Here is a 25,233-nt window from a genome sequence, read left to right as displayed (position 1 = left end):
CATGCGAAGCGCCGATGAACCGCCCCATTGGCTAACGTCGGATCCCGGCCGCCTAGCGCATCGCCGCCTTGCACAAGCCCTTGGGCGTCCAGTGATGAACCAATGTCGTCGGCGCCAGCGCTGGATCATGCAGGATCAGTGCGAAACCTTTTCGCGGTTCGGGGCCCAGCGCCATCAGCAGCATCGGCGGACCGCCACGGACGATCATCGTGTTGCCGGCGCCGCGGCCAATCTGCACGCCGTCCGGCGTCTCCAGGCAGGAATCCCCGCTGACGGCGTAAAAGGCCTCCGGCCCGGAATGGACGTGGATTGGCGCCGTCATGCCGGGGGCGAAGGTTGACTTAAGAAATTCCGCATCGTACGAAGTATCTTTGTCCAGCGAAATGGGCCCGACTTCGGCGACGTGCTCGCCATTGACCGGGCGCGACGCCGAGTGACCCACCGTCAACAACCAGACGCTGCCGAACGCCTTGACGATCGAGCCGCCCTTGACGCTATCGCGCCGCGCGGCCTCCACGCTGGGATACTTGTCGAGACTCCAATAGACGGCATCGACGTTCAAGCGTCCGAGGCTTTCATGGGCCAGCAGGCACGCGGGACCGGGTTGCTCTTCGTTAATACTTGCGTCTTCACAGCGCCGCGATGTGGCTTGGGCCGACGCGGAAGTGCTGACGGCGAGTAATAACAGTGCGGCCAAGGCGCATAGTGCGTGCTTCACCATGGCCGATGTCAAAAATATTCCGATGATCGACATACCGCGCTCCCTGAAAGGTCACGCCGTGGGTTCCAGCCCAAGGGCGTGTCTACCGCCAAATTCATTTTCCGCAATGGCCGGCGCGATGCCATGGCTGCGTTCAGCCCCGCCCCTAGCCCGCCAACTCGATATGGTTGCGCCCCGCACGTTTGGCGCGCTGCAATGCCGCGTCGAGCCGGTCGAGAATCGTGTCGACGCCGTCCTCCGGCCCAGCCTGGGCGATAGCCAGACCGACGTTGACGCTGCCGCATCCCGGCAAGTCCGCCTCGGCGATCGCCTGGCGCAGTTTTTCCGCCAGCAGCATCACGTCGTGGTCTGCCGTGTGCGTGGCGACGATCAAAAACTCCTGCCCGCGCATGCGCGCCAGCATGTCGGAGGTGCGCAGCCGGCGCATCACCGTCTCCGCAGCCATGCGCAAGGCTGCGTCGCCGAGCGGATGGCCATACGGGTCGCTCGACGAGCGGAAGCTGCTCACTTCGAACGAGATCGCCGCCAACGGCAGGCCGTAGCGGCGCGCGCGCCGCAGTTCGTTGTCCAGCATCGTCTCGCCGGCGCGGCGGTTGGCGGCGCCCGTCAATTGATCGACCCTGCTCAGTTGCGAGAGCTGGCCCGAGAGCTCGTCGTTCCGATGCTTTAAATCGCTCATGCCAAGACCGAGGCTGACAAACTGCGACAGGCTGGCGAACGTGGCGAACTGCTCGCGCGAGAACGGGATGTGACGGTCGAACATGAGGCAAATCGCGCCCATGACCGACTCCGTCTCCGGATTGCCCGCGTCGGAGCGCAGCGGCAGCGCCAGCACCATGCGCACGTATCGGTCATGCAGACGCATGGCCAACTCCGGGTCGCCCGTCTTTTCGGGCGCGTCCAGCAGCACCATGCGCCCGGAAGATACCGCCATCAGCGGCGGAAACACGTCCCGCAGCGGCGATAGCATCAGATGGTCGGTGCGCCCCAACAGCGTGGCCAGATTGAGATCGTCGGGCGACGCCTGCGCGACCAGCCGCAGATCGCCATGCTCCTTCATATGCAGCAGCGACGCGTGGTATACGCCTGGAAAACCGCACAGCGCATGGCACACCTTGGCCGCCATCCTGTCGATATCGTCGATGGCGCCGATGGCGTGCTGCACGCCGCGCTGCAAGCCGACCAGATCTCGCAACTCGCGCTCCCTGTCGAACAAGCGCTGCTGCGTGGCGGCGGCCGGATTGTCGGACACCGACAAGGTGCGCCGGATGGCGTGCCGCAGATCGTCGTCGAGCACCGGGCAAATCAGATAGTTGAAGGCGCCGAAGGCCATCAGCTCCGGCAACCACCCGCCCTGTTCATACCCGCACAACACCAACAGCGGCGCGCCGGCGCGGTCGATGATCAGGTGGCCGATCGCCGCCAGCCCGCCGGGACGGGCGTAGCCGTTCAGGTCCAGCACGAGCAGATCGGCGGACTGGCGCGCCAACTCCACTCCCAAATCGTCGATGCTGTCGACGATCGCGAGCCGGGAGAACATCTCGCCGCACGTCGTCTGGAAATGCGCGCGCCGGTCGCGGCTGGAACTGAAATACGCGCCGACGCTGCCGGACCGGCCTGGATTCTCGGTCATTTTGTTGCCCCTAGGTATTTCTATTTTTGTGCAGAACCGCTCGCTGCCAGTGTGCCACAAAACCGGGCACTTGCACGGTCAACCATCTGCGTTCATGTGTGAAAAAACGCACTGTCATTCTGGCGCCGGGCGCTAATACTGTTCCTTCGATGCACAAGGAGAGAATCATGGCAAACAACGAAAACCGGGCCGATGCCGGCACCGCGAGTCAACAGCGCGACATCCAGCAACGGCAGGACCAGGCCGACCAGCAGAAAAAATCCGGCAGCCAGTCCGGCGAACGCCAGGGTCCAGTGCAAACCACCGAACACGAATATCCGGGCACGATGCCCTCGCAGCACCTGGACAAGCCGGGGCTGGAGGCGCAAATGGCGCTCAAGCCGGAGTTCCTGGCGCCCGACTACGCCGGCAGCGGCAAGCTGGCCGGCATGGTGGCCTTGATCACCGGCGGCGACTCCGGCATCGGCCGCGCGGTCGCGGTGCTGTACGCGCGCGAAGGCGCCGACGTCGCCATCGTCTATCTGGAAGAGGACCAGGACGCGATCGACACCAAACGTTATGTCGAGGCGGAGGGCCAAAGCTGCCTGCTGCTGCGCGGCGACGTGCGCGACGCCGCCTTCTGCCGCGACGCCGCCGAGCAGACGCACGAGCGCTTCGGCCGCCTCGACATCCTGGTCAACAACGCGGCCTTCCAGGAACACGCCGAAAAGCTCACCGACCTGACCGAAGAGCGCTTCGACATGACGATGAAGACCAACGTCTACGGCTACTTCCACATGGCCAAGGCGGTGCTGCCGTTCCTGAAGCGCGGCGCCTCCATCATCAACACGGGATCGGTGGTCGGACTGCAAGGCTCCAAACACCTGCTGGACTACTCGACCACCAAGGGCGCGATCCACGCGTTCACGATGTCGCTCGCCTCCAACCTGCTGGACCAGGGCATCCGCGTGAACGCGGTCGCGCCGGGACCGGTGTGGACCCCGCTCAACCCGGCCGACCAGTCGCCGGAGGACATCGCCAAGTTCGGACAGGCCACCGACATGCGCCGCGCCGCGCAGCCGCAGGAACTGTCGCCGGCCTACGTGTTCCTGGCCGCGCCGTCGTGCTCCAGCTACATCAGCGGCATCGTGTTGCCGGTGACCGGCTCCGTGGGGTCCTGAGCCATGGCCGCCCGCGCGTTGTGGAAAGGCGCCATCAGCTTCGGGCTGGTGCACATTCCGGTCGAGTTGTATTCAGCGGTGCAGACGCACGAGCTGGATTTGACGATGCTCGACCGCCGCGACTTTTCGCCCGTGGGCTATAAGCGCTATAACAAAAAAACCGGCAAGGACGTCACCTGGGACGACATCGTCAAAGGTTACGAGTACGAGGAGGACGAATACGTCGTCCTGTCGGACGAAGACCTGAAGCGGGCCAACGTCGAAGCCACGGGGACGATCGACATCCAGGCCTTCGTCGATGCGGCCGACGTGCCGCTGACATATTACGAGCAACCCTATTACCTCGCGCCGTCCAAGGGCGGTGCCAAGGTCTACGCGCTGCTGCGCGAAACGCTGCGCAAGGCCGGCAAGATCGGCATCGCGACGGTGGTGATCCGCACCAAGCAGCATCTGTGCGCGCTGGTATGCATCGACGACAAAATCGTGTTGAATACCTTGCGCTATGAAGCGGAGATCCGCAGCGCCGAGGAGCTCAAGCTGCCACCGGCGACGGCCAAGGGGGCCGGCATCAGCGACAAGGAACTGCAGATGGCGTTGTCGCTGGTCGAGGGCATGAGCGAGGAATGGAAGCCGGAGCAGTACCGCGACACATACAAGGACGACGTGCTGGCCCTGGTCAAGAAAAAGGTCAAGGCCGGTCAGACCAAGACGATCACCGCCGCCGAGGCGGAAGAGAAGCCGGCCAAGGCGTCCAACGTGGTCGACCTGGTGGCGCTGCTGCAGGACAGCCTGGGCAAGCGCCCCGGCAAAGGCGGGACGAAAGCTGCGGCCAAGCCGGCGGCCCGCAAGACCGCCGCCAAAGCCGGCAGCGACGACGAAGAGGAAGAAGCGCCTGCTCCGCGCCGCAAAACCACGGCGGCAAAAAAGGCGCCCGCCGCCAAGAGCACCGCGAAGGCGGCACCGTCACGCAAGGCCGCATAACGCAGCCACGGCGCGTCCACCATCCACGGAGGCGCGCCGTGAAAACATCACGTTCCCGAACCTGGCTTAAAACCCAGCATCTTCATCGCCGGGGCCAGTCCTTTGGCGGCCTTCGCGTACCCGTCCCAAGGCGAGTTCCCGACATCCAGCCGCGTATGCACCGTACCCACGGTCCAGTGATCCCCGCCGGTCAGCTTATCAAGCTCCTCCCAGGTGACAGGCACCGAAATGCCCAACCCCGGCCGCGCCCTCGCCGACCAGGCGCAAGCGGTCGTCGCGCCGCGTCCGTTGCGCAAATAATCGATAAAGATCTTCCCCACCCGATTACTCGGCCCGCTCTTGAGCACAAAGCGCTCCGGAATATTCTGCGACATATGCGCCACGACCGCCTGCGAGAACGCCTTCACGTCATCCCAGCCATACCCCGGCTTGATCGGCACCACCACGTGCAAACCCTTGCCGCCGCTGGTCTTCAAAAACGCCGGCAAGCCGAGATGATCGAGGAAAGCCCGCATCAGCTGCGCCGCTTCCTGCACCTGCTTCCACGTGACGTCCTTGCCGGGGTCGAGATCGAACACCATCCGGTTCGGCTTTTCGTAGCTGGTGGCGCTGGCGTTCTGCGTGTGCAGCTCCACCACGTTCCACTGCGCGGCCGACAGCAAACCCTGCTCCGTCGACACCTCCAGCATCGGCGGATGGTCCGGGTCCAGCGCCTGATTGAGACTCTTCACGCCGGGCAGCTTGTTGGTCTCCGCGTGCTTCTGGAAAAACAGCTCGCCGCCGACGCCGGCCGGCGCCCGCACCAGCGATACCGGCCGGCCCTTCAAATGCGGCAGCATCAAGGCGCCCACCAGAGCGTAGTAGCGCACCAGCGTGATCTTGGTGGCGCCGCTGTGCTTATCGATCACGCGATCGGGATTGGTCACTTTCAGTGAAGCCGGCAGTTTGCCCTGCACGGCGGTCGAGGTTTCCATATCGGTGTTCTCCTTCTCCTTCACGTGGGATGGCAGCTCGCGCGTGATGGCGCTGGCCTTCTTATCCTTGCGCAGCCCTTTGAACACGGAATGACGGATCGAGCCTGAGCGCGTCCATTCGCCGAAAGCCACTTCGGCCACCAGTGTCGGTTTGAGCCAGTGCGCCCGCTTGTCGATATCTTTGTTCGGCACGAACGGGCTCTTTTCGGCCGTCAGCGCATCCATCTTGGACTTGAGCTCCTTTAGCGAGGCGCCGTTGAAGCCGCTGCCGACATTGCCGGCGTATTGCAGCTTGCCGTCCTTGTCGTAAGTCCCCAGCAGCAGCGAGCCGAAGCCGCTGCGCGAGCCTTGCGGATCGGTGTAGCCGCCGATGACGAATTCCTGCCGCTGGCCGCATTTGAGCTTGATCCAGCTGCCGCCGCGACGCGACGTGTATGCCGAATCTCGGCGCTTGCCGATGATGCCCTCCAGCCCCATGCTGCAGGCGGCGGCGATCATGTCCTGCGGCGTGGCGTTCAGCGAGGCGCTATAGCGCACGGTGTCCGTGGCCTTCTTCGCCATCACTTTTTCAAGAATTGCACGGCGCTCATCCAACGGCGTCTCGCGCAGATCGCGGCCGTCGTGGAATGGGATGTCGAAGATGAAGTACACCATCTCACCGGGATGATCCTCGTCGAAGGCGTTTTGCAACAGGCCGAAATCGGGACGGCCGTCGTCATCGTGGACAACGATCTCGCCGTCGTACCAGCCGGAGGGCAGCTTCATTTTAGCGATGGCGTCGCGCAGCGGCCGCATTTTGTGCGTCCAGTCGTTGCCGTTGCGGGTGATCAGGCGGATGTCCGTGCCTTCCACGCGCGTCAGAATCCGGTAGCCATCGAATTTGATCTCGAACAGCCAGTCCTCCGGCGACGACGGCGGCGCGTCAACCAGGGTCGCCAGTTGAGGGGTCAAGCTCTCGGGCAGCTCGGCTTTCGGAGCGGCGGCCTTGGGAGCCGCCTTCGGCGCAGCCTTGGATGCAACTTTCGCGGCGCCCTTCGCCACCTTCGCCGGCACTGCCGCGGCGGAACCCGGCAACGGCAAGGCCTTCACGCTGTCCGGCATCTCGTCGACCACGCTGAACTCCTCGGCGGGCCGCGCATGTTCGTCCTTCTCTTTAATCAGCAGCCACGGCTCCTGCTTCTCGCCTTTGCCCTTCATCCGCACCAGTACCCACTTGCCGCGCATCTTATGCCCGGTCAGTTGGAATTTCAGATTACCGGCGGCCAGCGCCTTGCGCGGATCGTCCAGCGGCTTCCAATAGCCCTTGTCCCAGATGATCACCTTCCCCGCTCCGTACTGCTTGGGCGGTATCGTGCCCTCGAAATCGTTGTACGAGATCGGATGGTCTTCCACGTGAACGGCCATGCGCTTGTCGTGGGTGTCGTAACTCGGCCCCTTGGGCACGGCCCAACTCATCATGACGCCGTCGAGTTCCAGCCGGAAGTCGTAATGCAGGCGGCTGGCCCAGTGTTTCTGAATGACGAACGTCAGCGACTCGCCGCCTTCCTGGCCGCCTTCGGCAGGTTCTGGGGTGATCGCGAAGTTACGCTTGGCTTTATAGGTTTTCAGGGATTCGCTCATGACGCCAGCGTAGTCCCGCCCGGGCGCCCGCTCTGTGCGATGACGAACATGTAAGCGATTGTAAAGGCCGTCAACGACACCGATCCGGGCCGCGTTTTCTGCTCAGTGACACGGGAATTGTCCCGGCCCTAAATCAAAACCTGAATGAGGATTTCATCATGAACAAACTTATCGCTACCCTGATCGCCGGCCTGTTTGCAACCGCAGCTTTTGCACAAACTCCTGCCACCACCCCAGCTACTCCAGCAGCTGCCAAGGCAGAAGCTAAAGAAACCAAAGCCGTCGTCAAAGCCGACGCCAAGGAAACCAAGGCTGAAATCAAGGCCGATGCCAAAGCCGCCAAGGTAGAAGCCGACGCCAAAAAAGACGTCGCTGTCGCCAACGCCGAAGCCAAAGCCGACAAGGCCGACGCCCACGCCAAAGCCCACAAGACCAAAGCCAAAGCGCACGCCAAGGCCGCCAAGACCGAAGCCACCGATGGCGTAGCCGCTCCAGCCGTCGTGAAGTAATCGTTATTCTGTAAGACGTAAAAAAAGCGGACCCGGTTTGATTCGGGTCCGCTTTTTTCGTGCGCGCTTAGCTTACTGCTGGGCTACCGACGGTGCGGCCGGCGCGGCGGTGACGGCGCCAGCGCTGTCCCAGCCGCCGCCCAGTGCGCGGATCAGCGCCACGGTGGTCACCGCGCGCGTGCCGCGCAGCTGCACGGCGGTGCGTTCCACCGCCGCCAGGTTGCGCTGCGCGTCCAGCAGATCGATGTAGCTCGAACGGCCGGCCGTGTACAGCTTCTGCGCCAGGTCGGCCGAACGGCGCGCCGACACCAGCGCCGCTTCCATCTGCGCGGTCTGGCCGGCCAGGATGCGCAGGCCGGCCAGGTTGTCTTCCACCTCGGCGAAGGCCACCAGCACGCTCTGACGATACGTACCGACCGACTCCTCCAGCGCCGCTTCGCTGCGCAGGATGTTGTTCTTGTTGCGGCCACCGTCGATGATCGGCATCGACATCAGCGCGCCAAGCACCCACGAACGGCTGCTCCACTTGAACACTTCGGCCACGGTGTCGGCCGACGAGCCGCCACCGCTCGCGCTCAACGTCAGCGCCGGGAACATGGCCGAACGGGCCACGCCGATGCGGGCGTTGGACGCCTCCATCGTGCGCTGCGCGGCGGCGATGTCGGGACGGCGCTCCAGCAGCGACGACGGCATGCCGGCCGGGATCACCGGCAGCAGTGCCGTGTCCAGCAGCGGCGAAACGCCGGCCGTGTAGCTGGCCGCCGGTTTGCCCAGCAGGACCGCCAGCGCATGCTCGGTCGTTACGCGCTGACGCTGCAGGCCGATGAATTCGGAGCGCGTCGTCGCCAGTTCGGTCTTGGCGCGCGCCAGGTCGAATTCGCCGATGTCGCCCAGGTCGAAACGACGCTGGTTGACCTTGACGTCCTCTTCACGCGTTTGCACCGTGCGGTTCAGCGTTTCCAGTTCGGCGTCGGTGGCGCGCAGACGGAAGTAGGTCTGCGCCACATCCGCTTGCACCGACAGCAGCACCGAGCGGTAGGTCGCCTCGATCGAGGCGGCGTCGCTGCGGGCGGCGCTGACGTTCGACGAGACGCGGCCGAACAGGTCGACCTCGTAGCTGGCCGTCAGATTCGCGCTAAACAGCTTGCCCGGTTGGACATCGGCGCCTTGCGGCAGGCCGAGCGAGGTCGCCGACTGGCGCTGACGCTGGGCGCCGGCGTTGACGCCGACCTGCGGAATGCGGTCGGCTTCGGCCACGCCGGCGATGGCGCGGGCCTGCTTGACGCGCGCCGCCGCCACCGACAGGTTGGCGTTGGCGCGGGTGGCTTCGGCGATCAGCTCATTGAGGGCCGGATCGTTGAAGGCCAGCCACCATTCGCCGCGCGGCTGCGCCTCGGCGGCCTGCGCCTGTTTCCAGGTGCTGCCGTCGGCGGCGGTCCTCACCGCCACCGAGACGTCGGCGGCGGTCGGCGTTTGCGATTCCTTGAAGGCGGTCGGCACTTCCACGGCCGGCTGTTTGAATTCCGGCGCGGCGCACGCCGTCATCAGCAGCGCTGCCAGTACCGGCGCCACACCTTTGGCGATCATTTGCAGCTTATTCATATTAATGGGTCCCTTCCAGTTTTACCACCGCGCCGTCGCCGGCGGCGGCAGGTTTTCGCTCCATGCGGATGGCGAGGTTACGCAGCAGGACGTAGAACACCGGCGTCAGGAACAGGCCGAAGAAGGTCACGCCCAGCATGCCGGCGAACACCGCCACGCCCATCGCATGACGCATTTCGGAACCCGCGCCGCTCGAGAACACCAGTGGCAGTACGCCCATGATGAATGCGATCGACGTCATCAGAATCGGACGCAGACGCAGGCGGCAAGCTTCCAGCGCCGCTTCGACCACGCTACGACCCTGGTGTTCCAGTTCACGGGCGAATTCGACGATCAGAATCGCGTTCTTGGACGCCAGTCCGACCAGCACGAACAGCGCGATCTGCGTGAAGACGTTGTTGTCGCCAGCGGTCAGCTTGACGCCGATCAGCGCGCACAGGATCGACATCGGCACGATCAGGATCACGGCCAGCGGTAGGGTCCAGCTTTCGTATTGGGCGGCCAGCACCAGGAACACCAGCAGTACGCACAGCGGGAACACATAAATCATCGTGTTACCGGAGAGGATGTCCTGGTACACCAGTTCCGTCCATTCGTAGCCGATACCCTTCGGCAGAACCTCTTCGACGATCCTGGTCATTTCGGCCTGCGCTTCGCCGGACGACACGCCGGGAGCCGGTGCGCCGTTGATCTCGGCGGCGACGAAGGCGTTATAGCGTTGTACGCGGTCCGGGCCATAGGTGTCCTTGACGCGCATCAGCGACGACAGCGGAATCATCTCGCCCTTGTCGTTGCGGACCTTCAGCTGGGCGATATCCTCGGGGTGCGAACGGAACTGCTGGTCGGCCTGGACGCGCACCTGGTAGGTACGGCCGAACTGATTGAAGTCGTTCACATACAGCGAGCCCAGATTGATCTGCAAGGTCTGGTAGATCGTCTGCAGCGGGATGCCCAATTGCTTGGCCTTGACGCGATCGACGTCGGCGAACAGCTGCGGCACGTTGATCTGGTAGCCCGAGAAGACGCCGGCCAGTTTCGGATTGGTGGCGGCTTTCGCCTGCACCGCCTGAACGGCTTTGTACAGCGCGTCGTAACCCTGGTTCTCACGGTCCTGCAGCATCAGCTTGAAGCCGCCGGTGGTACCGAGGCCGTTGACCGGCGGCGGTGGCAGCACCATCACGAACGCGCCTTCGATCGAACCCATACGCTTGTTCATTTCGGCGGCGATGCCCTCGGCCGACTGCTCTTTACCGTGACGCTTGTCGAAGGCGCTCAGGCCGACGAACACGATACCGGCGTTCGGCGCGTTGGTGAAGCCGTTGATCGACAGGCCCGGGAAAGCGATCGAGTTGTCGATGCCGGGGATGTCCTTGGCGATGTCCGACATCTTGCGGATCACGGCGTCGGTACGGTCCAGCGAGGCGGCGTCCGGCAACTGGGCGAAGCCGATCAGGTACTGCTTGTCCTGCGCCGGCACGAAGCCCGGCGGCACCAGCTTGAACATGAAGCCGGCGGCGACGGCCAGCACCGCGTAGACGACCAGCGAGCCGCCCTTGCGCTTCAATACGCCGGTCACGCCGTTCTCATAACGGTCCGAGGCACGGTTGAAGAAGCGGTTGAACCAGCCGAAGAAGCGGCCGAACACCTTGTCCATGCCACGGGTCAGTGCGTCTTTCGGCGCGTCGTGCGGTTTGAGCAGCGCGGCGGCCAGGGCCGGGGCCAGGGTCAGCGAGCTGAATGCCGAGATCACGGTCGAAATGGCGATGGTCAGCGCGAACTGCTTGTAGAACTGGCCGGACAGGCCGGAGACGAAAGCGATCGGCACGAACACGGCGCACAGCACCAGGGCGATGGCGATAATCGGACCGCTCACCTCTTTCATCGCCTGGATGGTCGCTTCGCGCGGCGCCAGGCCGTCGTGGATGTTACGTTCGACGTTTTCCACCACCACGATCGCGTCATCGACCACGATACCGATGGCCAGCACGAGGCCGAACAGCGACAACGTGTTGATCGAGAAGCCGAAGGCCAGCATCACGGCGAAGGTGCCGACCACCGAGACGGGAACGGCCAGCAGCGGAATGACCGATGCGCGCCAGGTTTGCAGGAAGATGATCACCACCAGCGCCACCAGGATGATCGCTTCGACCAAAGTGTGGATCACGGAGCGGATCGACTCCCGCACGAATTGGGTCGGGTCGTATACGATGTCGTACGCGACGCCTTCCGGGAAATCTTTCGACAGGCGTTCCATCGTCGAGCGCACGTCGGCCGACAGCTGCAAGGCGTTGGCGTTGGGTGCTTCGAAGATTGGAATCGCGGCGGCCGATTTGTTGTTCAGCAGCGAGCGCAAAGCGTACGAGTTCGAGCCCATTTCCAGGCGCGCCACGTCGCGCAGACGCGTCACCGCGCCGTCGGTGTTGGTCTTGACGACGATGTCGCCAAACTCTTCCTCGCTTTGCAGGCGGCCGTGCGTATTGACGGTCAGCTGGAAGTCCGCGCCCTTGCTCGGGCCCTGGCCGATGACACCTGCCGCCACTTGCACGTTCTGCTCGCGGATCGAATCGACGATGTCGCCGGCGGTCAGGTTGCGCTGGGCGACCTTTTGCGGATCGAGCCAAACGCGCATCGAATAGTCGCCGGCGCCGAACAGCTGCACCTCGCCCATGCCGGGCAGGCGCGCCAGTTGGTCCTTGACGTTCAACACCGCGTAGTTACGCAGATACAGGTCGTCGTAACGGCCGTTCGGCGAGGACAGGTGGACCACCATGGTCAGGTTGGGCGACGACTTGACGGTCGTCACGCCGATCTGGCGCACCTCTTCCGGCAGACGCGGAAGCGCGCGCTGGACGCGGTTCTGCACCTGCGTTTCGGCCTGCTCGACGTTGGTGCCGATCTTGAAGGTGACGGTCAGCGCCAGCGCGCCGTCCGAGGTGTTTTGCGAGGACATGTAGAGCATGTTCTCGACGCCGTTGATCTGTTCCTCAAGCGGCGCGGCCACGGTTTCGGCGATGATCTTCGGATTCGCGCCCGGATACTGCGCGCGCACCACCACCGATGGCGGCACCACGTCCGGGTACTCCGAGATCGGCAGCTTGAAAATCGATATCAAGCCGGCGACGAAGATAATGATCGACAGTACGGCCGCGAAAATCGGCTTGTCGACAAAAAATCGGGAGATATTCATATTCTTATTCCTTGGAGGTGCCGGCCTTGGTATTGGCGACGGCTACTTTTTCATCTTTTTTGGCGTCGGGCTTCGACTCCGGCTTGGCCACGTTGGCCGCCAGCGGATCGGAATCCATCGGCACCACGGTCGGCGTGATCGGCGCGCCTGGACGCACGCGCTGCAGGCCGTTGATGACGATCTTCTCGCCCGGCTTCAGGCCTTCACGCACGACGCGCAGGCCATCGACCTGTGGCCCCAGTGTGACGGCGCGGTACTCGGCCTTGTTGCCGGCGCCGACCACGAACACGAACTTGCGGCTTTGATCGGTGCTGACGGCACGCTCGTTGATCAGCAGCGTCGACTTGGCGCCGGTGGTGCCGGCCAGCTGCACGCGGGCGAACAGGCCGGGAACCAGCGAACCGTCCTTGTTGGCCAGCGTCGCGCGCATGCGCACCGAACCGCTGCGCGGATCGAGCTGGTTGTCGACGAATTCGAGCTTGCCTTCGTGCGGGAAGCCGGTTTCGTTGGCCAGGCCGATCTTGACGATGGCCGGTTCGCCCTTGTGGGCGGCGGCGCCGACGCGCAGATAGGTATCCTCGTCGCCATCGAAGGAGGCGTAGATGTTTTCCAGCGAGACCACGGAGGTCAACACGGCCGACGCGTCGACCAGGTTACCGAGCGTGATTTCCGCTTTCGACACGCGGCCGTTGATCGGCGATTCGACGCGGGTGTAGGCCAGATTGAGCTTGGCCGCTTCGTACTGCGCCTGCGCGGCGCGGGCGTCGGCGTCGAGCTGCTTCTGGTTCGACGCGCGTTCGTCGTATTCGCGCTGGGCGATGGCTTTATCGGCCAGCAGTTTTTCGGCGCGGTTCAATTCCAGCTTGGCCAGTTCGGCCTTGGCGCGCGCCGAACCGGCGGCCGCTTCGGCGCGATTGGCTTCGGCCTGGTACGGGCGCGCGTCGATGACGAACAACACGTCGCCTTTCTTGACCTGGCTGCCCGGCTTGAAGTTGATCGCCGTGATGAAGCCGCCGACGCGCGGACGAATCTGCACCTGCTCGACGGCTTCCAGGCGGCCCGAGAACTCCTGGGTCTCGGTGATGGTTTTCTCGACCACGGTGGCCGCCGAAATCGGTGGCCCGCCGCCGCCGGCCGCCGGCGCTTCGGTCTTGCCTTTGGCGTCGTCGCAACCCGTGAGGCCGAAAGCGGCCAGTCCCGCCAGCGCCATAGCGGCGGCCAGCGGCCGGGCTACAGCGGTGAATTGTTTAATGTTTTTCATTTTTTATCCCTTTGTGCATGAAAATAATTAATAGAAATGGCGGCACCGGCTGCCTCAACGGAAATCGAGAAAACACGGTACTAGCGCCCCGCCGGCAAGCCAGTGGGGACGTGACTACAGATACTGCAAATGGTTAGGGTGCTGTCCCTAGCGATCTATGAAGCTGGCGGTGTCTCGGACCGTTCCAGGTTGGTGACAAAGCTGGCGATTTCGCCCAGCGCGGCGCATTTGCACGCGCAGTCGTTGCGGGCGCCCGGATCCTGCAGGGGTTGCGGCGCCATTCGGATCACGGTGGTTTTGACGCCGCACGAAATCAGCTTGGCGCCATACTGCTCCGCCTCGTCGCGCAGCGGATCGTCCTCGGACGACAGGATCAGCGCGGGCGGCAGGTTTTTCAAACGGCTCGATTGCAGCGGCGACGCATATGGGTGCGTGCGGTCGGCGGCGTTGGGCAGGTAGCCGCGGTAGGCCGCCGCGCACGCGTCGGCCACGTCCAGCAACTCCGGCGCCTGATGCATTTCGCGCATCGAGCAGGTGGTCAGGCCCGGGTCCAGCATCGGCATGATCAGGATCTGGCCGGTCAGCGCCGGGCCGCCACGGTCGCGCGACATCAGCGCGCACACCGCCGCCAGATTGGCGCCGGCCTCGATGCCGGCCACCATCAGCTGCTTGCCGGTCCAGCCGATTTTGCCCTTGTTCTTCTTGGCCCAGGTCAGCACCGCGTGGGCGTCTTCGACCGCCGCCGGGAACGGGCGCACGCTCGCCAGCGTATAGCCGGAGGCCAGCACCGCCATGCCCGGATGGTCGTCGGCAAGGTGGCGCAGGAAGTTGTCCGCGTCTTCGAGGTCGCCGCCGACGAAGCCGCCGGCATGGAAGAACACCGTCAGCGTATCGCGCTTGGCGCCGGCGTCACCGCTGGTGTACAGGCGTGCCGGCAGCGGGCCTTCGGCGCCGCGCACCTCCAGGCTGCGGATCTTCAGGCGATCCGACAGCTCCGGCAGCGCTTCGTCCTGTGGCTTGATGGTCACTGCTGCACCGTGCGGGTAGCGTCGGCCGACATCAGCGACGTGTCGGCGCAAGCCAGCGCGTCGCCGGTGGCCACTTCGGTCAGGGCACGAACGCCGCTCACTTCGGCCTTGGCCGTCTGCGAGTAGGCATCGGTATAGACGACGCCCGCCAGCGCGAACGATGTCAGCGCGATCGCAACCGTTGCAAAAATTCCGTCCCGATATTTCATGATGATCCCCTCGCCGCGTGGTGTAACAACTTGCCTCTGCCCCGGAACAGCCCATGCTTTCCTTGGTGCAGTACAGCAATCTTAAACTTGTTCTACAATCCGATAAATAGGCTAAAGTCGAATTGATTGTTCAGGATCCCGAACAATGGAGGTAATAAGTGAATAAACTGCAAGCGATGGAAGTATTCGTGAACGTGGTCGACTCCGGCGGGTTCACGCGCGCGGCCGAGATCATGCAGCTGCCCAAGGCCACGGTTTCGACCTTGATCCAGTCGCTGGAGGCGTCGCTGGCGGTCAAGCTGCTGCACCGGACCACGCGCCACGTCAGCGTCACGGCCGACGGCGCCGCTTATTACGAACGTTGCCTGCGTATTTTATCGGACGTGCGCGACGCCGAGGAATCGCTATCGCGCACCCGCCTCAGTCCCAGCGGGCGGTTGCGGATCGACGTCCCCACCGGGCTGGCCGGCAGCGTGCTGGTGCCGGCGCTGCCCGACTTCTTCACCCGCTATCCGGATATCCAGATGGAGATGGGCTGCAGCGACCGCGCCGTCGACCTGATCGAGGAAGGCGTCGACTGCGCGGTGCGCGCCGGCCAGTTGGTCGATTCGAGCCTGATCGCGCGCCGCGTCGGCATCCTGCACTTCATCACCTGCGCGGCGCCGTCCTACCTCAATCGCTACGGCCGTCCCACCCACCCGGACGAATTGCTGCGCCACCTGTGCGTTAACTATTTTTCATCGAAGACCGGTAAAATCTTCGACTGGGACTTCTCGCGCGGCACCGAGCGGGTGCAGGTCGCCCTGCCCGGCAACCTCGCCCTGAACGACACCACCGCCTACACGGCGGCGGGGCTGGCGGGCCTGGGCATCGTGCAGATGCCGAATTTTTTGCTGGAACCGTTGCTCGCCGACGGCAGTTTCGAGACGGTGCTGTCGGAATGGAGTTCCGATTCGGTACCGGTGCACGTGGTCTACCCGCAAAACCGCCACCTGTCGGCCAAGGTGCGGGTGTTCGTCGAATGGGTCGCCGAACTGTTCTCCAATCATCCAGGCATGCGCTTGACGAAAAATCCGCCGCCGGCGGCGCGCGCCACATCCTACGAGGTAGCCTTATGACCGCCCCCATCACCGACACCCACCGCATCGTTTTCCTCGACCGCGACAGCGTCATCGCCAATGTCCGCAAGCCCTCCTTCGCGCACGAGTGGAGGGAATACCCGGCCACCAAGGCGGCCGACGTGGTGCGGCGCCTGCGCGACGCGCGCGCCACCATCGCCATCACCAACAAGGTGCCGTTGCGCGCCGACGACCTGGCGCAACTGCCGGACCTGAAGATGATCGCGGTGGCCGCCACCGGCACCGACATCGTCGATCTGCAAGCCTGCCGCGAGCGCGGCATCGTCGTCTCCAATATCCGCAACTACGCGGTGCACACGCTGCCCGAGCACACCTTCGCGCTGATCCTTGCCCTGCGCCGCCAACTGGTCGCCTACCGCGAGGATATCGAAGCGGGCCTGTGGCAAAAGTCGGAGCGATTCTGCCTGTTCGGCCATCCGATCTCCGACCTGGCCGGCAGCCGCCTTGGCCTTGCCGGCTATGGCGCGCTGGGCCAATCGGTGGCGCTGATCGCCCGCGCCTTCGGCATGGAGGTGGTGGTGTTCAACCGCTCGCCGGTGACGGACGAAGGCATCAAGCAGGTCTCGTGGGACGAATTGCTGGAGACGTCGGATGTCCTCAGCCTGCACCTGCCGCTCAACGACAAGACCCGCAACATCATCTGCGCGAAAGAATTGATACGCATGAAAAGCTCGGCGCTGCTGATCAACACCGCGCGCGGCGGCCTGGTGGACGAAGTCGCGCTGGCCGACGCGCTGCGCACCGGCGTGATCGCCGGCGCCGGCTTCGATGTGCTGACAAAGGAGCCGCCGCCGGAAGACAACGTGCTGCTCAACCTGCGGCTGCCGAACTTCATCCTCACGCCGCATTCGGCGTGGGCCAGTTCGCAGGCGATGCAGGTGCTGGCGGATCAACTGATCGACAATGTCGAAGCGTGGCAGGCCGGCGCGCCGAATAACGTCATGGGCTAAAACCACCGGCCACCAAACTATCCAAGGATGGCACTTCCGATGAATCAGACTTTTACATTTTCGGTACCGCACCTTCGCACGGAGCGGCTTACGCTTAGAGAATATCGGGTTGAGGACTTCGCGTTATTTGCGGACCATTTGGCGAATGCTGAAAGCTCAGCCCATTTAGGCTCGGCGGACCGCGCGACCGCTTGGCGCATCTTCAGCTCACATGCCGGACTATGGCTGCTCGGCGGGGCTGGTTGGTGGTCGATAGAGGATCGGCAGACGGGGCAGCTGGTTGGCAGCGTGGGCGCTTTCTTCCGCGACGGGTCATCCGTGATTGAGATGGGGTGGAATACCTATCGGGCATTCTGGGGAAAAGGCATTGCGAACGAGGCCGCAGGGGCGGTCATGCAATATGCGTTCGAGGTGCGACGGGAGCCAAAGGTCCGGGCGCTGATCGCTTCTAGCAATGAATCGTCGCGCCGCGTTGCCGAACGCCTTGGAATGGCATATGAAATGGAAACTGAACTGCACGGCAAGGTAATCAATAGTTACATGTGTGAGCGTAATTGAAGCTGCCGCGATCAGCGACATGCCGATTTCCGCTTCCGGCCACAAGCAGCCGTTCGGCAAACCTTCTAGGTCTTTAGAATGAATACAAAGCTGTTACTCCTGTCAATTGTTGCCTATATGGGATGTGCGTCGGCCGTTAAAAGCTCGGACAGAGTCGGCAATAAGGAGCTGCCCGCCGGTGCGGTGCTAATGTGCGATGAGCATGTAGTCGGTGAAGCTTCCGGCAAACCTGTGCATATCGATTGGCAGGCGTTCGGTTTGAATGAGAGAAAGGCAAAACTGTGCAGTTCTATCAATCTCAGTTTGGTCAGCCGCCCGCTACCGGCATTGACGCCCAAAGCTACATCTGGTCCTTTAAGGGCGAATACAATGAGCTGCAATATTCAGTGAAAACTCCGTCGGCTGATGGACCATGGTCTGGATGTGTGACGCAAAATGCTAACTTTAAAGCGGTAGTCCCATCTCAAAGACGATTTGGCCAAAAGGCCGCTGACCGCTCGGTTTCGGCCAGCAGCGGACGGTCGCGACTTGGGCGTTGGTGAGATGGGCATAGTTTTGCGGCCGATATTGGATGAGGACAAGGACACATGGGGCCACTCTTTTCCATCGCCGTGATGGCGATTGCAGCAGGCACGATTTTTTGTATTGTTGCGGTTGCTTTTAGATTGTTCGTATCTTCAAGGCTTGCCATCCCTTGTGCTTTTGGCTTCGTTATCGGGGCCGGTTTGTCTGCGACTCTGTGTGTAGGGCTTCTTGCGCTAACGGTGGGGGTGGGAGTCGAGCTAACAGGATTGCAGCCACTCACGTACTTATGTACCCTTGCAACCAGTGCAGTCTTGGGCGGCGCTATGCTTTCGTGGCAGGTCTTCCGAAGACTTCGTTCTCGATGAGATAAGAATTACCGCTGAGGGTCGGCGGTTGCGAATAAAAGCTCCGAGCGCAGAGGATGAAAAAGCGGTTGGCTCAGCTCGAACTTTTGCCCTTACTCTTGATGCTGGAAAGTATGACGCCTCGTGGATGCAGTTCGCACCGGAAATTCAGAAGAGGCTAGTAAGGTTGAGTTACGTCACTAGCATAGGCAGCATGCGTTCGGGACCGAGCGATATATAGGAGCGCAAGCCCGTCGGTCTGAAATTCATTAAGGACCTACAAGGTGTGAAACGGCTGCCTTGGCTCGAAAACAGCCAGTCGCGAGAAGTATAAGCCGGCTATCATCCGTCCAAATTTTCAACCAAAAAGTCTATGAAACTTCGCAGCTTGAGCGCCTGATAATGTCGGCTTGGATAGACGGCGAATAGCTGCCCTTGGTAGGCTTTTTCTGCGTCGCAGGTGTGCACCAGACGTCCGCTGGCGAGGTCGTCAGCCACTAACCAGCCAGGCAAAAAAGCGGCACCAATTCCGGCCATAACGGCGTGATAGCTTAACGTAGTATCGCTCGAGTGCATTGCTACCGGCTGCCCAGGGGCCAGAAGCATTCCTGCAACTGGCATCTTAGGGCGGCCCAATTGCATGTGGTTCGGCATTATCATTGCGGGCAGATAGGATTCGCCGCACCGGTTCTGCGTAGCCGCTTGCGCCAAGAATGTCGGCGTGGCAACGCAGTAAAACGACACGTTACATAGCCTCCTTGAAATTAGACTTTGCGATCCATCGTTTTTCATACGCAGCGCAAGATCGAAGCCTTCGGCCACCAGGTCGACCATGCGGTTTTCCAAGTAAAAATTGAGGCGAACTTCCGGACAGCGTTGCCGGTAGTCGGCGATCAGCGCAGCGAAGCGCGGTGTTGCGATCCATACAGGCGCACTGATTTTCAGTTCACCACGGGGCGGTCCGGTGACATGACTTAGGGCGGCTACACCGGCGTCTAGCATATCGAGTGCTTGCTTGGCCTGCTCGTAGAACAGCCTGCCCGCTTCAGTTAGGCTCATGTTCCGACTAGTGCGATTCAGCAGGCGTGCGGCCAGGCTTCGTTCAAGGCGCGCCAAGTGCTTACTGACCATTGGAGGCGCCATCCCAAGGCGGCTGCCTGCGCCCGTAAAACTTCCGCTTTCAACAATCTCGCAAAAAACACGCAAGCCGGGTAGGTCTATCATCGCCAAAGTTTCCTAGTTGGGAAATGATGATTTGCCAATGCGCACATCGATTTCTGGAATGAGAAAGCATAGCATCAGTTCTCCAATAACTTTCAATTCAATCTCGCATGACTTCATTTTTACTTCCGGCCGATAACCGCTATTTATCTGCAGGCTTGTGGCTAGCACAGATTGCCGTGGCACTGGTGTTCGCAGCTTCGGGTTTGACCAAACTGTTTATGCCGATTGCCGAACTGACCGCCATGATGACTTGGCCAGGCGATTATCCCCTGCCGTTTGTGCGAGCCATTGGCATGGTGGATTTGCTAGGCGCTGCCGGCGTGTTGCTGCCGTCGCTGACCCGCATCCGTCCGTGGCTGACCGTGCTGGCAGCGGGTTGCTGCGTTCTACTGCAAATACTGGCGATCGGCTTTCATGCGAGCAGGGGCGAGTTTTCTGTGTTGCCACTCAATTTCGTGCTGCTACCGCTGTGCGTGCTGGTGTTATGGGGGCGTGGCAAAAGCATGCCGATCAAGGAGCGCACGGCGTCGCGCGAGTAAGGCTACTGACAGTAAGGAATAGTTCAGTAACGAGGGGTTAGCAAACGCGACTTAGCTCGAGTGCGGAAATTCTAGGAAGGGTTCGCGTTGCAGCACTATTAGATCATGCAGCGACTTGGTTGGGGGGTACACCGAACGCAAACTTGACGCTGCTAGGCGTCCGCTATGGGTCGGAAGCTCTCGCTCATCGGGCGCGCTGTGTCAGGTCCCGTCTGAGCGAGATTAGCCAAGCGTCATCCGCTCCGTCAGTGGCTAATCATCCAACCCCTTCCCGCTTAAAATATCGGGAATGGCCTTGATCACCCTCGCGGTGCGCGTCTTCGACTGCTTGGCCGACGAGAAATGCAGGAGATATGCCCGCCTGCGCCCCGGCGTCAACGCCTCGAAAGCGGTTTTGAGATCCAGCATTTCATCGAGCTTGGCCTGAAATTCCTCCGGCACCGAAAACTCCTCGGTCTTCTTGAACTCGACCTTCAGGCCGGACGCCTCCACTTTCACCGCCTCGGCAAGATATGCCTTCAACACCGCTTTCAGCTTGCGGATTTCCCCGACGTTCTTGAAGCGCACCTGCCGCGCCGCCTGCACGTTGTCGGTCTGTTTGATCAGGATACCCTTGGCGTCCTTCATCAGCGCGCCCTTAAAAAACAGCAGCGCGCAGTACTCCTTGAACGAGTGGATCAACGCCACATTGCGACCGTCGAGCGTATAGCACGGCACGCCCCACTTCAGATCCTCGACAAGACCTCTGTCGAGACAAACCGCCCGCAACTCGCGCACCTCGTCCACCCAGTTCTTCAGCCGTTCAACATAGGCATCGACTTTAGGATTCAGGGTGTGCTTTGTCATGGCTCGCCTCTCAATAGGTCCCGGGAAGAAGGATGTTGCGGTCGACATGCTGCAGATCGCGCAGTCCGCAGAAGGCCATCGTCAAATCGGCCTCGTTGCGGATGATCTCCAAACATTTGCTCACGCCCTGCTCGCCCATCGCGCCCAGGCCATACAGGAACGGACGTCCAATATAGACGCCTTTCGCGCCCAGCGCCACCGCCTTGATGACGTCCTGGCCGGAGCGGATGCCGCCGTCCATGTGCACCTCGATTTCATTGCCCACCGCTTCGACGATCGCCGGCAGCGCGCCGATCGACGACTGCGCGCCGTCGAGCTGGCGGCCGCCGTGGTTGGAAACGATCAGCGCATCGGCGCCGCTTTCGACGGCCAGGCGCGCGTCCTCCGCGTCCATGATGCCCTTGATGATCAACTTGCCGCCCCAGCGCTGCTTGATCCACTCGACATCCTTCCACGACAGGCTCAGATCGAACTGCTGGCTGGTCCACGACGACAGCGACGACATGTCCGACACCGACGTCGCGTGGCCGACGATATTGCCGAAGCTGCGGCGCTTGGTGCCGAGCATGCCGAAGCACCAGCGCGGCTTGGTGGCCAGGTTGATCATGTTGGCGACCGTTAGTTTGGGCGGCGCCGACAGGCCGTTGCGCAGATCCTTGTGACGCTGGCCCAGCACCTGCAGATCGAGTGTCAACACCAGCGCCGAGCAGCGCGCGGCCTTGGCGCGGTCGATCAGGCGGTTGATGAATTCCCGGTCCTTCATCACGTACAGCTGGAACCAGAAAGGCTTGCTGGTGTTGGCCGCGATGTCCTCGATCGAGCAGATGCTCATCGTCGATAGCGTGAACGGCACGCCGAATTTTTCGGCGGCCTTGGCGGCGAGGATTTCGCCGTCGGCGTGCTGCATGCCGGTCAGCCCGGTCGGCGCCAGCGCCACCGGCATCGTCACGTTCTGGCCGACCATGGTGCTGGCCAGGGTGCGGTTTTCCAGATTGACGGCGACCCGCTGGCGAAATTTTATCTTGGCGAAGTCTTCGTTGTTGGCGCGGTAGGTCGATTCGGTCCAGGAGCCGGCATCGGCGTAATCGTAGAACATGCGCGGAACGCGCTTCTTGGCCAGAACGCGCAGGTCTTCGATACTGGTGATGATGGTCATGCACACTCCTCGGGCGATAGTCGACAAATCATCGGGCATTTTGGTGAAAATGCCAATAGCAATGTGGCGCTACAATACCCGTCCGGGCAGGATAATCAAGGAGTTGATTTTGGCGCGACCAGGCAGCAAGGGGAATATGGTGATCGTGGTGATAGCGGCGGCTTTGCTGTGCACCCTCGCCTACAAGAACATGACCAGGGTTCCGGCGCCGCCGCCGGCGACCAAGGGCAACTGCACGCCCGAGGCGATCCGCCAAGTCGGCGATCCGATCGAACGGGCGATCCTATCCGGCCAGTGCGCCAAACAGCCCGCCGCCGCGGGCGCCAAAACCGATTAACGCGCGCCGCAAAGCAAAAAGGCCTGAAGATTTCTCTTCAGGCCCTTCTACTTACGAATTTGGTGCGGCTGGCAGGAATCGAACCCACGACCCCTTGGTTCGTAGCCAAGTACTCTATCCAGCTGAGCTACAGCCGCGAAAGACAACATTATAGCAGGGCGATCTCAAATCTAAAAGCTCTGGCAAGAGAAATGTTCACACATTATTTCATAGCGCCGGGCCCGTGTCGCAATGACAGACTTGACCCCGGAGTTGAAAAGAAAAAAGGCCTGAAGATTGCTCTTCAGGCCCTTCGTCTTACGAATTTTTGGTGCGGCTGGCAGGAATCGAACCCACGACCCCTTGGTTCGTAGCCAAGTACTCTATCCAGCTGAGCTACAGCCGCGAAAGACAAGATTATAGCAGCGTTTTTCCGATTGGAGAAGCATTCCTTTTAGGAAATTCCAGTTTTGCCTCATATCAACTATTTATCTTTCCCTCGACCCGCCCCGCTACTATGATGAAGTACGATTTTTCAATTGGAGACGACAATGAAACGCTTTTTGCAGACTGTAGTGATGATGGCGGCCTTCGCCGTGGGCAGCGCCGGAGCCGCCGACGCCGAACGCGCCAGCGCCAAGGACGCCGTGGCGATGGTGAAAAAGGTGATCGCCGATATGAAGAAGTTGGGCAAGGATAAGGTGATTCAGGATATACAGGCGCAAAGCCCGCAATACCGCGACCGCGATCTGTACGTGTCGGTGGGCACGTTGGAGGGCATGAGCCTGGCCAACGGCAACAACGCCAAGATGGCCGGCAAGAATATCATCGACCTGAAAGACCTGGACGGCAAACTGATCACGCGCGAGCGCATCGAGATCGCCAAAACCAAGGGGTCGGGATGGCAGGACTATAAATGGCCCGATCCCGTCACCAAGGCGGTGCAGAAAAAATCGATGTACGTCGAACGGCACGAAGATATGACCGTCGCCTGCGGCATCTATAAAGACTGAGCGCGCCATTGCTGCGCGCATAGCAAAAGGGCCTGAAGATTTCTCTCCAGGCCCTTCCACTTACGAATTTTTGGTGCGGCTGGCAGGAATCGAACCCACGACCCCTTGGTTCGTAGCCAAGTACTCTATCCAGCTGAGCTACAGCCGCGTTGGCAACATTATAAAGCATTAATTTCGTTTTGCAAAGTCCGATTTTTTCTATCGTTTAGTTGGCTTGGGATGGATATCACCAAATCAACTTCTTCGCGCACCGCTATTTCAAGCTTCGTTGCACCTCTTTCTAGCGGCATGCCGTTCGAAAGAAGCAGCATTATAGGGACACTTTCCCGGCTTGTCTAGCCCACGCCGAATTCCGCCGCCGCCTTCGCCGACCACAGCGCTTCGTTGTAGGAAGGATACGGTATTCCGTAGCAATCGACCTGACCGCCCTCCCCGACAAACTTGACCCACCAGCCCGCCTCGTCGGAAATGATGCCGATGTCGCCAGGCTTGCAGTGACTGGCAAGATGCTCGTTTTGCTCCAGTACAACAATATTTACTTTGCGGTGACGCACGACGGTAACCATGGCAAACCTCCCTGTTTGCGGCCTCGGCCGCTATGTAGACGGTGCCGCAGTGTATCCCAGGCAGCCGCCCGGATGCGCTGCAACATAGATAAAAAATCCACTTATTCCCCCTTATTCACCGCTGTGATCTCGATCATCATCAATAAAAATTTGCATTCGATTGCGCGTTGCAGCATCATTGACCTGTCTCCTCTATTCTCCTCCAAGGAAATAGATTTAGCCCGCTCCTGTAGCGGGCTTTTTTTTTACCGTGTACGATTCGATCAGCTTTGCCTTTTCATAAGAACAGATAACAGATCATAAACAGGCCGTCCACATAGCATGAATCGAACCGACTCCGCGCCCTCCCCCTCCATCGACTGGGCCCGCACCGCCCTGGGCGCCCGCGACGGCTGGCCGCCGTGCCTGCGCCTGACGGTCGATATCCTGCTCAATTCTCCGCTGCCGATGGTGCTGATGTGGGGACGCGAGCAAGTGATGGTCTACAACGACGCCTACGCGTCGCTGATCGGCCTGGCCAGCCTGCGCGCGCCCGGCGCCAACGTGCCGTCGATGCAGCCGGCCGCGTGGAGCTGGAACAGCGCCGCCATCCGCCAGGCCTGGGAAGGCCACAGCGCCAGCTACCTCGGCAACATGCTGCCGGTGTGGCGCCACGGCGCCGTGGCCCAGCTCGCGCTGGACCTGTATTACACCCCGATCCGCGACGACAGCGACGCCGTGGCCGGCATCCTGTGCGCGCTGTCGCCATCGCCGCCGGCACCGCAGGCGGCGGCCGCCACCGACACCCGCCCGCTGCGCCTGCTGGTGGTCGAGGACAACGCCGACGCCCGCTACCTGGTGTGCGAGACGCTGCGCGCGCTCGGCCACGAGGTGCACCCGGCCGCCTCCGGCGAGGAGGCGCTGCCGGAATTGTCGCGCCAATCGTTCGACATCCTGTTCACCGACGTCAGCCTGCCGGGCATGTCCGGCGTCGACCTCGCGCGCCGGGCGCTGCAGCAGGCGCCGGGACTGGAACTGATGTTCGCCTCCGGCTACGGCGACGAATTGACGCGCCATCTGGAGTTTCCGGCAAGATCGTTGCAGAAACCATACGACATCGAACAACTGCAGAGCGCACTCGACCAAATCGCCCGGCGCCTGCGCGGAACGGCCCCGTGACGGCGCGCTGACAA

Annotated in this window: 23 protein-coding genes and 3 tRNA genes; 11 read left to right on the top strand and 15 right to left on the bottom strand. The window is 61.9% G+C overall.

Features of this window, described 5'->3' with window-relative positions; genetic code table 11:
- Positions 1-52 precede the first annotated feature (52 nt).
- Both BMX85_RS18430 and BMX85_RS18425 read right to left on the bottom strand, forming a co-directional pair.
- On the bottom strand, positions 53-754 hold the full coding sequence (locus BMX85_RS18430) for a hypothetical protein (protein ID WP_143068028.1): 702 nt from the start codon (positions 752-754) through the stop codon (positions 53-55).
- Between the two features lie 112 nt (positions 755-866).
- Positions 867-2,354, bottom strand: a complete 1,488-nt coding sequence (locus BMX85_RS18425; protein WP_090321384.1) for a GGDEF domain-containing response regulator — start codon at positions 2,352-2,354, stop codon at positions 867-869.
- A 167-nt stretch (positions 2,355-2,521) separates the two neighbouring features.
- Between BMX85_RS18425 and BMX85_RS18420 the strand changes: the two genes are divergently transcribed.
- Together BMX85_RS18420 and BMX85_RS18415 are read left to right on the top strand one after the other, a co-directional pair.
- Complete coding sequence (locus BMX85_RS18420) at positions 2,522-3,514, top strand: SDR family oxidoreductase (RefSeq protein WP_090322207.1); 993 nt, start codon at positions 2,522-2,524, stop codon at positions 3,512-3,514.
- A 3-nt stretch (positions 3,515-3,517) separates the two neighbouring features.
- The gene (locus BMX85_RS18415) at positions 3,518-4,495 is read left to right on the top strand and encodes a non-homologous end joining protein Ku (RefSeq protein WP_090321380.1); all 978 of its coding nucleotides are present in this window, start codon (positions 3,518-3,520) and stop codon (positions 4,493-4,495) included.
- Positions 4,496-4,542: 47 nt separating this feature from the next.
- On the opposite strand, the gene ligD is transcribed toward BMX85_RS18415, so the two are convergent.
- Entirely contained in the window at positions 4,543-7,089 is a 2,547-nt protein-coding gene (ligD, locus tag BMX85_RS18410; protein ID WP_090321377.1) for a DNA ligase D, read from the bottom strand.
- Between the two features lie 158 nt (positions 7,090-7,247).
- Between ligD and BMX85_RS18405 the strand changes: the two genes are divergently transcribed.
- A complete protein-coding gene (locus BMX85_RS18405; RefSeq protein WP_090321374.1) occupies positions 7,248-7,598 on the top strand; it encodes a hypothetical protein in 351 nt (116 codons plus the stop codon).
- 72 nt (positions 7,599-7,670) lie between these two features.
- On the opposite strand, the gene BMX85_RS18400 is transcribed toward BMX85_RS18405, so the two are convergent.
- The 5 genes from BMX85_RS18400 to BMX85_RS18380 all read right to left on the bottom strand — a co-directional run bounded on the left by BMX85_RS18400 (position 7,671) and on the right by BMX85_RS18380 (position 14,885).
- Positions 7,671-9,200: an efflux transporter outer membrane subunit gene (locus BMX85_RS18400; protein ID WP_090321371.1), complete on the bottom strand. Its 1,530-nt coding sequence runs from the start codon at positions 9,198-9,200 to the stop codon at positions 7,671-7,673.
- Position 9,201: 1 nt separating this feature from the next.
- Entirely contained in the window at positions 9,202-12,387 is a 3,186-nt protein-coding gene (locus BMX85_RS18395; RefSeq protein ID WP_090321368.1) for an efflux RND transporter permease subunit, read from the bottom strand.
- Positions 12,388-12,391: 4 nt separating this feature from the next.
- Positions 12,392-13,648, bottom strand: coding sequence for an efflux RND transporter periplasmic adaptor subunit (locus BMX85_RS18390; RefSeq protein ID WP_090321365.1), 1,257 nt, complete (start codon positions 13,646-13,648; stop codon positions 12,392-12,394).
- A 155-nt stretch (positions 13,649-13,803) separates the two neighbouring features.
- The gene (locus BMX85_RS18385; RefSeq protein WP_229210554.1) at positions 13,804-14,676 is read right to left on the bottom strand and encodes an alpha/beta hydrolase; all 873 of its coding nucleotides are present in this window, start codon (positions 14,674-14,676) and stop codon (positions 13,804-13,806) included.
- Entirely contained in the window at positions 14,673-14,885 is a 213-nt protein-coding gene (locus BMX85_RS18380; RefSeq protein ID WP_090321363.1) for a hypothetical protein, read from the bottom strand. Before BMX85_RS18380 ends, BMX85_RS18385 begins: the two co-directional genes overlap by 4 nt.
- A 158-nt stretch (positions 14,886-15,043) precedes the next feature.
- On the opposite strand from BMX85_RS18380, the gene BMX85_RS18375 reads away from it, so the two are divergent.
- The 4 genes from BMX85_RS18375 (at position 15,044) to BMX85_RS30190 (ending at position 17,922) form a co-directional block, all read left to right on the top strand.
- Positions 15,044-16,003, top strand: coding sequence for a LysR family transcriptional regulator (locus tag BMX85_RS18375; RefSeq protein WP_218147374.1), 960 nt, complete (start codon positions 15,044-15,046; stop codon positions 16,001-16,003).
- The gene (locus BMX85_RS18370; RefSeq protein ID WP_090321360.1) at positions 16,000-16,974 is read left to right on the top strand and encodes a D-2-hydroxyacid dehydrogenase; all 975 of its coding nucleotides are present in this window, start codon (positions 16,000-16,002) and stop codon (positions 16,972-16,974) included. The genes BMX85_RS18375 and BMX85_RS18370 overlap by 4 nt, the downstream gene beginning before the upstream one ends.
- A 39-nt stretch (positions 16,975-17,013) precedes the next feature.
- Positions 17,014-17,532: a GNAT family N-acetyltransferase gene (locus tag BMX85_RS18365; RefSeq protein WP_177196809.1), complete on the top strand. Its 519-nt coding sequence runs from the start codon at positions 17,014-17,016 to the stop codon at positions 17,530-17,532.
- A gap of 78 nt (positions 17,533-17,610) precedes the next feature.
- Complete coding sequence (locus tag BMX85_RS30190; protein WP_143068027.1) at positions 17,611-17,922, top strand: hypothetical protein; 312 nt, start codon at positions 17,611-17,613, stop codon at positions 17,920-17,922.
- An 821-nt stretch (positions 17,923-18,743) separates the two neighbouring features.
- Here the strand turns inward: BMX85_RS30190 and BMX85_RS18360 are convergent.
- Positions 18,744-19,625, bottom strand: a complete 882-nt coding sequence (locus tag BMX85_RS18360; protein WP_090321352.1) for a LysR family transcriptional regulator — start codon at positions 19,623-19,625, stop codon at positions 18,744-18,746.
- 107 nt (positions 19,626-19,732) lie between these two features.
- On the opposite strand from BMX85_RS18360, the gene BMX85_RS18355 reads away from it, so the two are divergent.
- Entirely contained in the window at positions 19,733-20,164 is a 432-nt protein-coding gene (locus BMX85_RS18355; RefSeq protein WP_090321349.1) for a DoxX family protein, read from the top strand.
- A 252-nt stretch (positions 20,165-20,416) separates the two neighbouring features.
- Here BMX85_RS18355 and BMX85_RS18350 read toward each other — a convergent pair whose 3' ends face one another.
- Positions 20,417-21,010, bottom strand: coding sequence for a YdeI/OmpD-associated family protein (locus BMX85_RS18350; protein WP_177196808.1), 594 nt, complete (start codon positions 21,008-21,010; stop codon positions 20,417-20,419).
- Positions 21,011-21,020: 10 nt separating this feature from the next.
- Positions 21,021-22,166, bottom strand: a complete 1,146-nt coding sequence (locus BMX85_RS18345) for an alpha-hydroxy acid oxidase (RefSeq protein ID WP_090321346.1) — start codon at positions 22,164-22,166, stop codon at positions 21,021-21,023.
- Here BMX85_RS18345 and BMX85_RS30185 point away from each other — a divergent pair.
- Positions 22,156-22,503, top strand: coding sequence for a hypothetical protein (locus BMX85_RS30185; RefSeq protein WP_143068026.1), 348 nt, complete (start codon positions 22,156-22,158; stop codon positions 22,501-22,503). The two genes, BMX85_RS18345 and BMX85_RS30185, sit on opposite strands and share 11 nt — an antisense overlap.
- A 60-nt stretch (positions 22,504-22,563) precedes the next feature.
- Here the strand turns inward: BMX85_RS30185 and BMX85_RS18335 are convergent.
- Positions 22,564-22,640: transfer RNA gene (locus BMX85_RS18335), tRNA-Arg, on the bottom strand.
- 171 nt (positions 22,641-22,811) lie between these two features.
- Positions 22,812-22,888: transfer RNA gene (locus BMX85_RS18330), tRNA-Arg, on the bottom strand.
- 145 nt (positions 22,889-23,033) lie between these two features.
- Between BMX85_RS18330 and BMX85_RS18325 the strand changes: the two genes are divergently transcribed.
- The gene (locus tag BMX85_RS18325; protein ID WP_229210553.1) at positions 23,034-23,495 is read left to right on the top strand and encodes a cache domain-containing protein; all 462 of its coding nucleotides are present in this window, start codon (positions 23,034-23,036) and stop codon (positions 23,493-23,495) included.
- A 71-nt stretch (positions 23,496-23,566) separates the two neighbouring features.
- On the opposite strand, the gene BMX85_RS18320 is transcribed toward BMX85_RS18325, so the two are convergent.
- Both BMX85_RS18320 and BMX85_RS18315 read right to left on the bottom strand, forming a co-directional pair.
- Positions 23,567-23,643: transfer RNA gene (locus tag BMX85_RS18320), tRNA-Arg, on the bottom strand.
- 187 nt (positions 23,644-23,830) lie between these two features.
- Positions 23,831-24,061: a hypothetical protein gene (locus tag BMX85_RS18315; RefSeq protein ID WP_090321340.1), complete on the bottom strand. Its 231-nt coding sequence runs from the start codon at positions 24,059-24,061 to the stop codon at positions 23,831-23,833.
- A gap of 321 nt (positions 24,062-24,382) precedes the next feature.
- On the opposite strand from BMX85_RS18315, the gene BMX85_RS18310 reads away from it, so the two are divergent.
- Positions 24,383-25,219, top strand: coding sequence for a response regulator (locus tag BMX85_RS18310; RefSeq protein ID WP_090321337.1), 837 nt, complete (start codon positions 24,383-24,385; stop codon positions 25,217-25,219).
- Positions 25,220-25,233 lie beyond the last annotated feature (14 nt).

This window comes from Duganella sp. CF517, assembly GCF_900110275.1.
GTDB lineage: Bacteria > Pseudomonadota > Gammaproteobacteria > Burkholderiales > Burkholderiaceae_D > Rugamonas.
The sequence above is the reverse complement of the archived record's forward strand: the minus strand, read 5'-3'. Positions and strand labels throughout refer to the sequence as shown.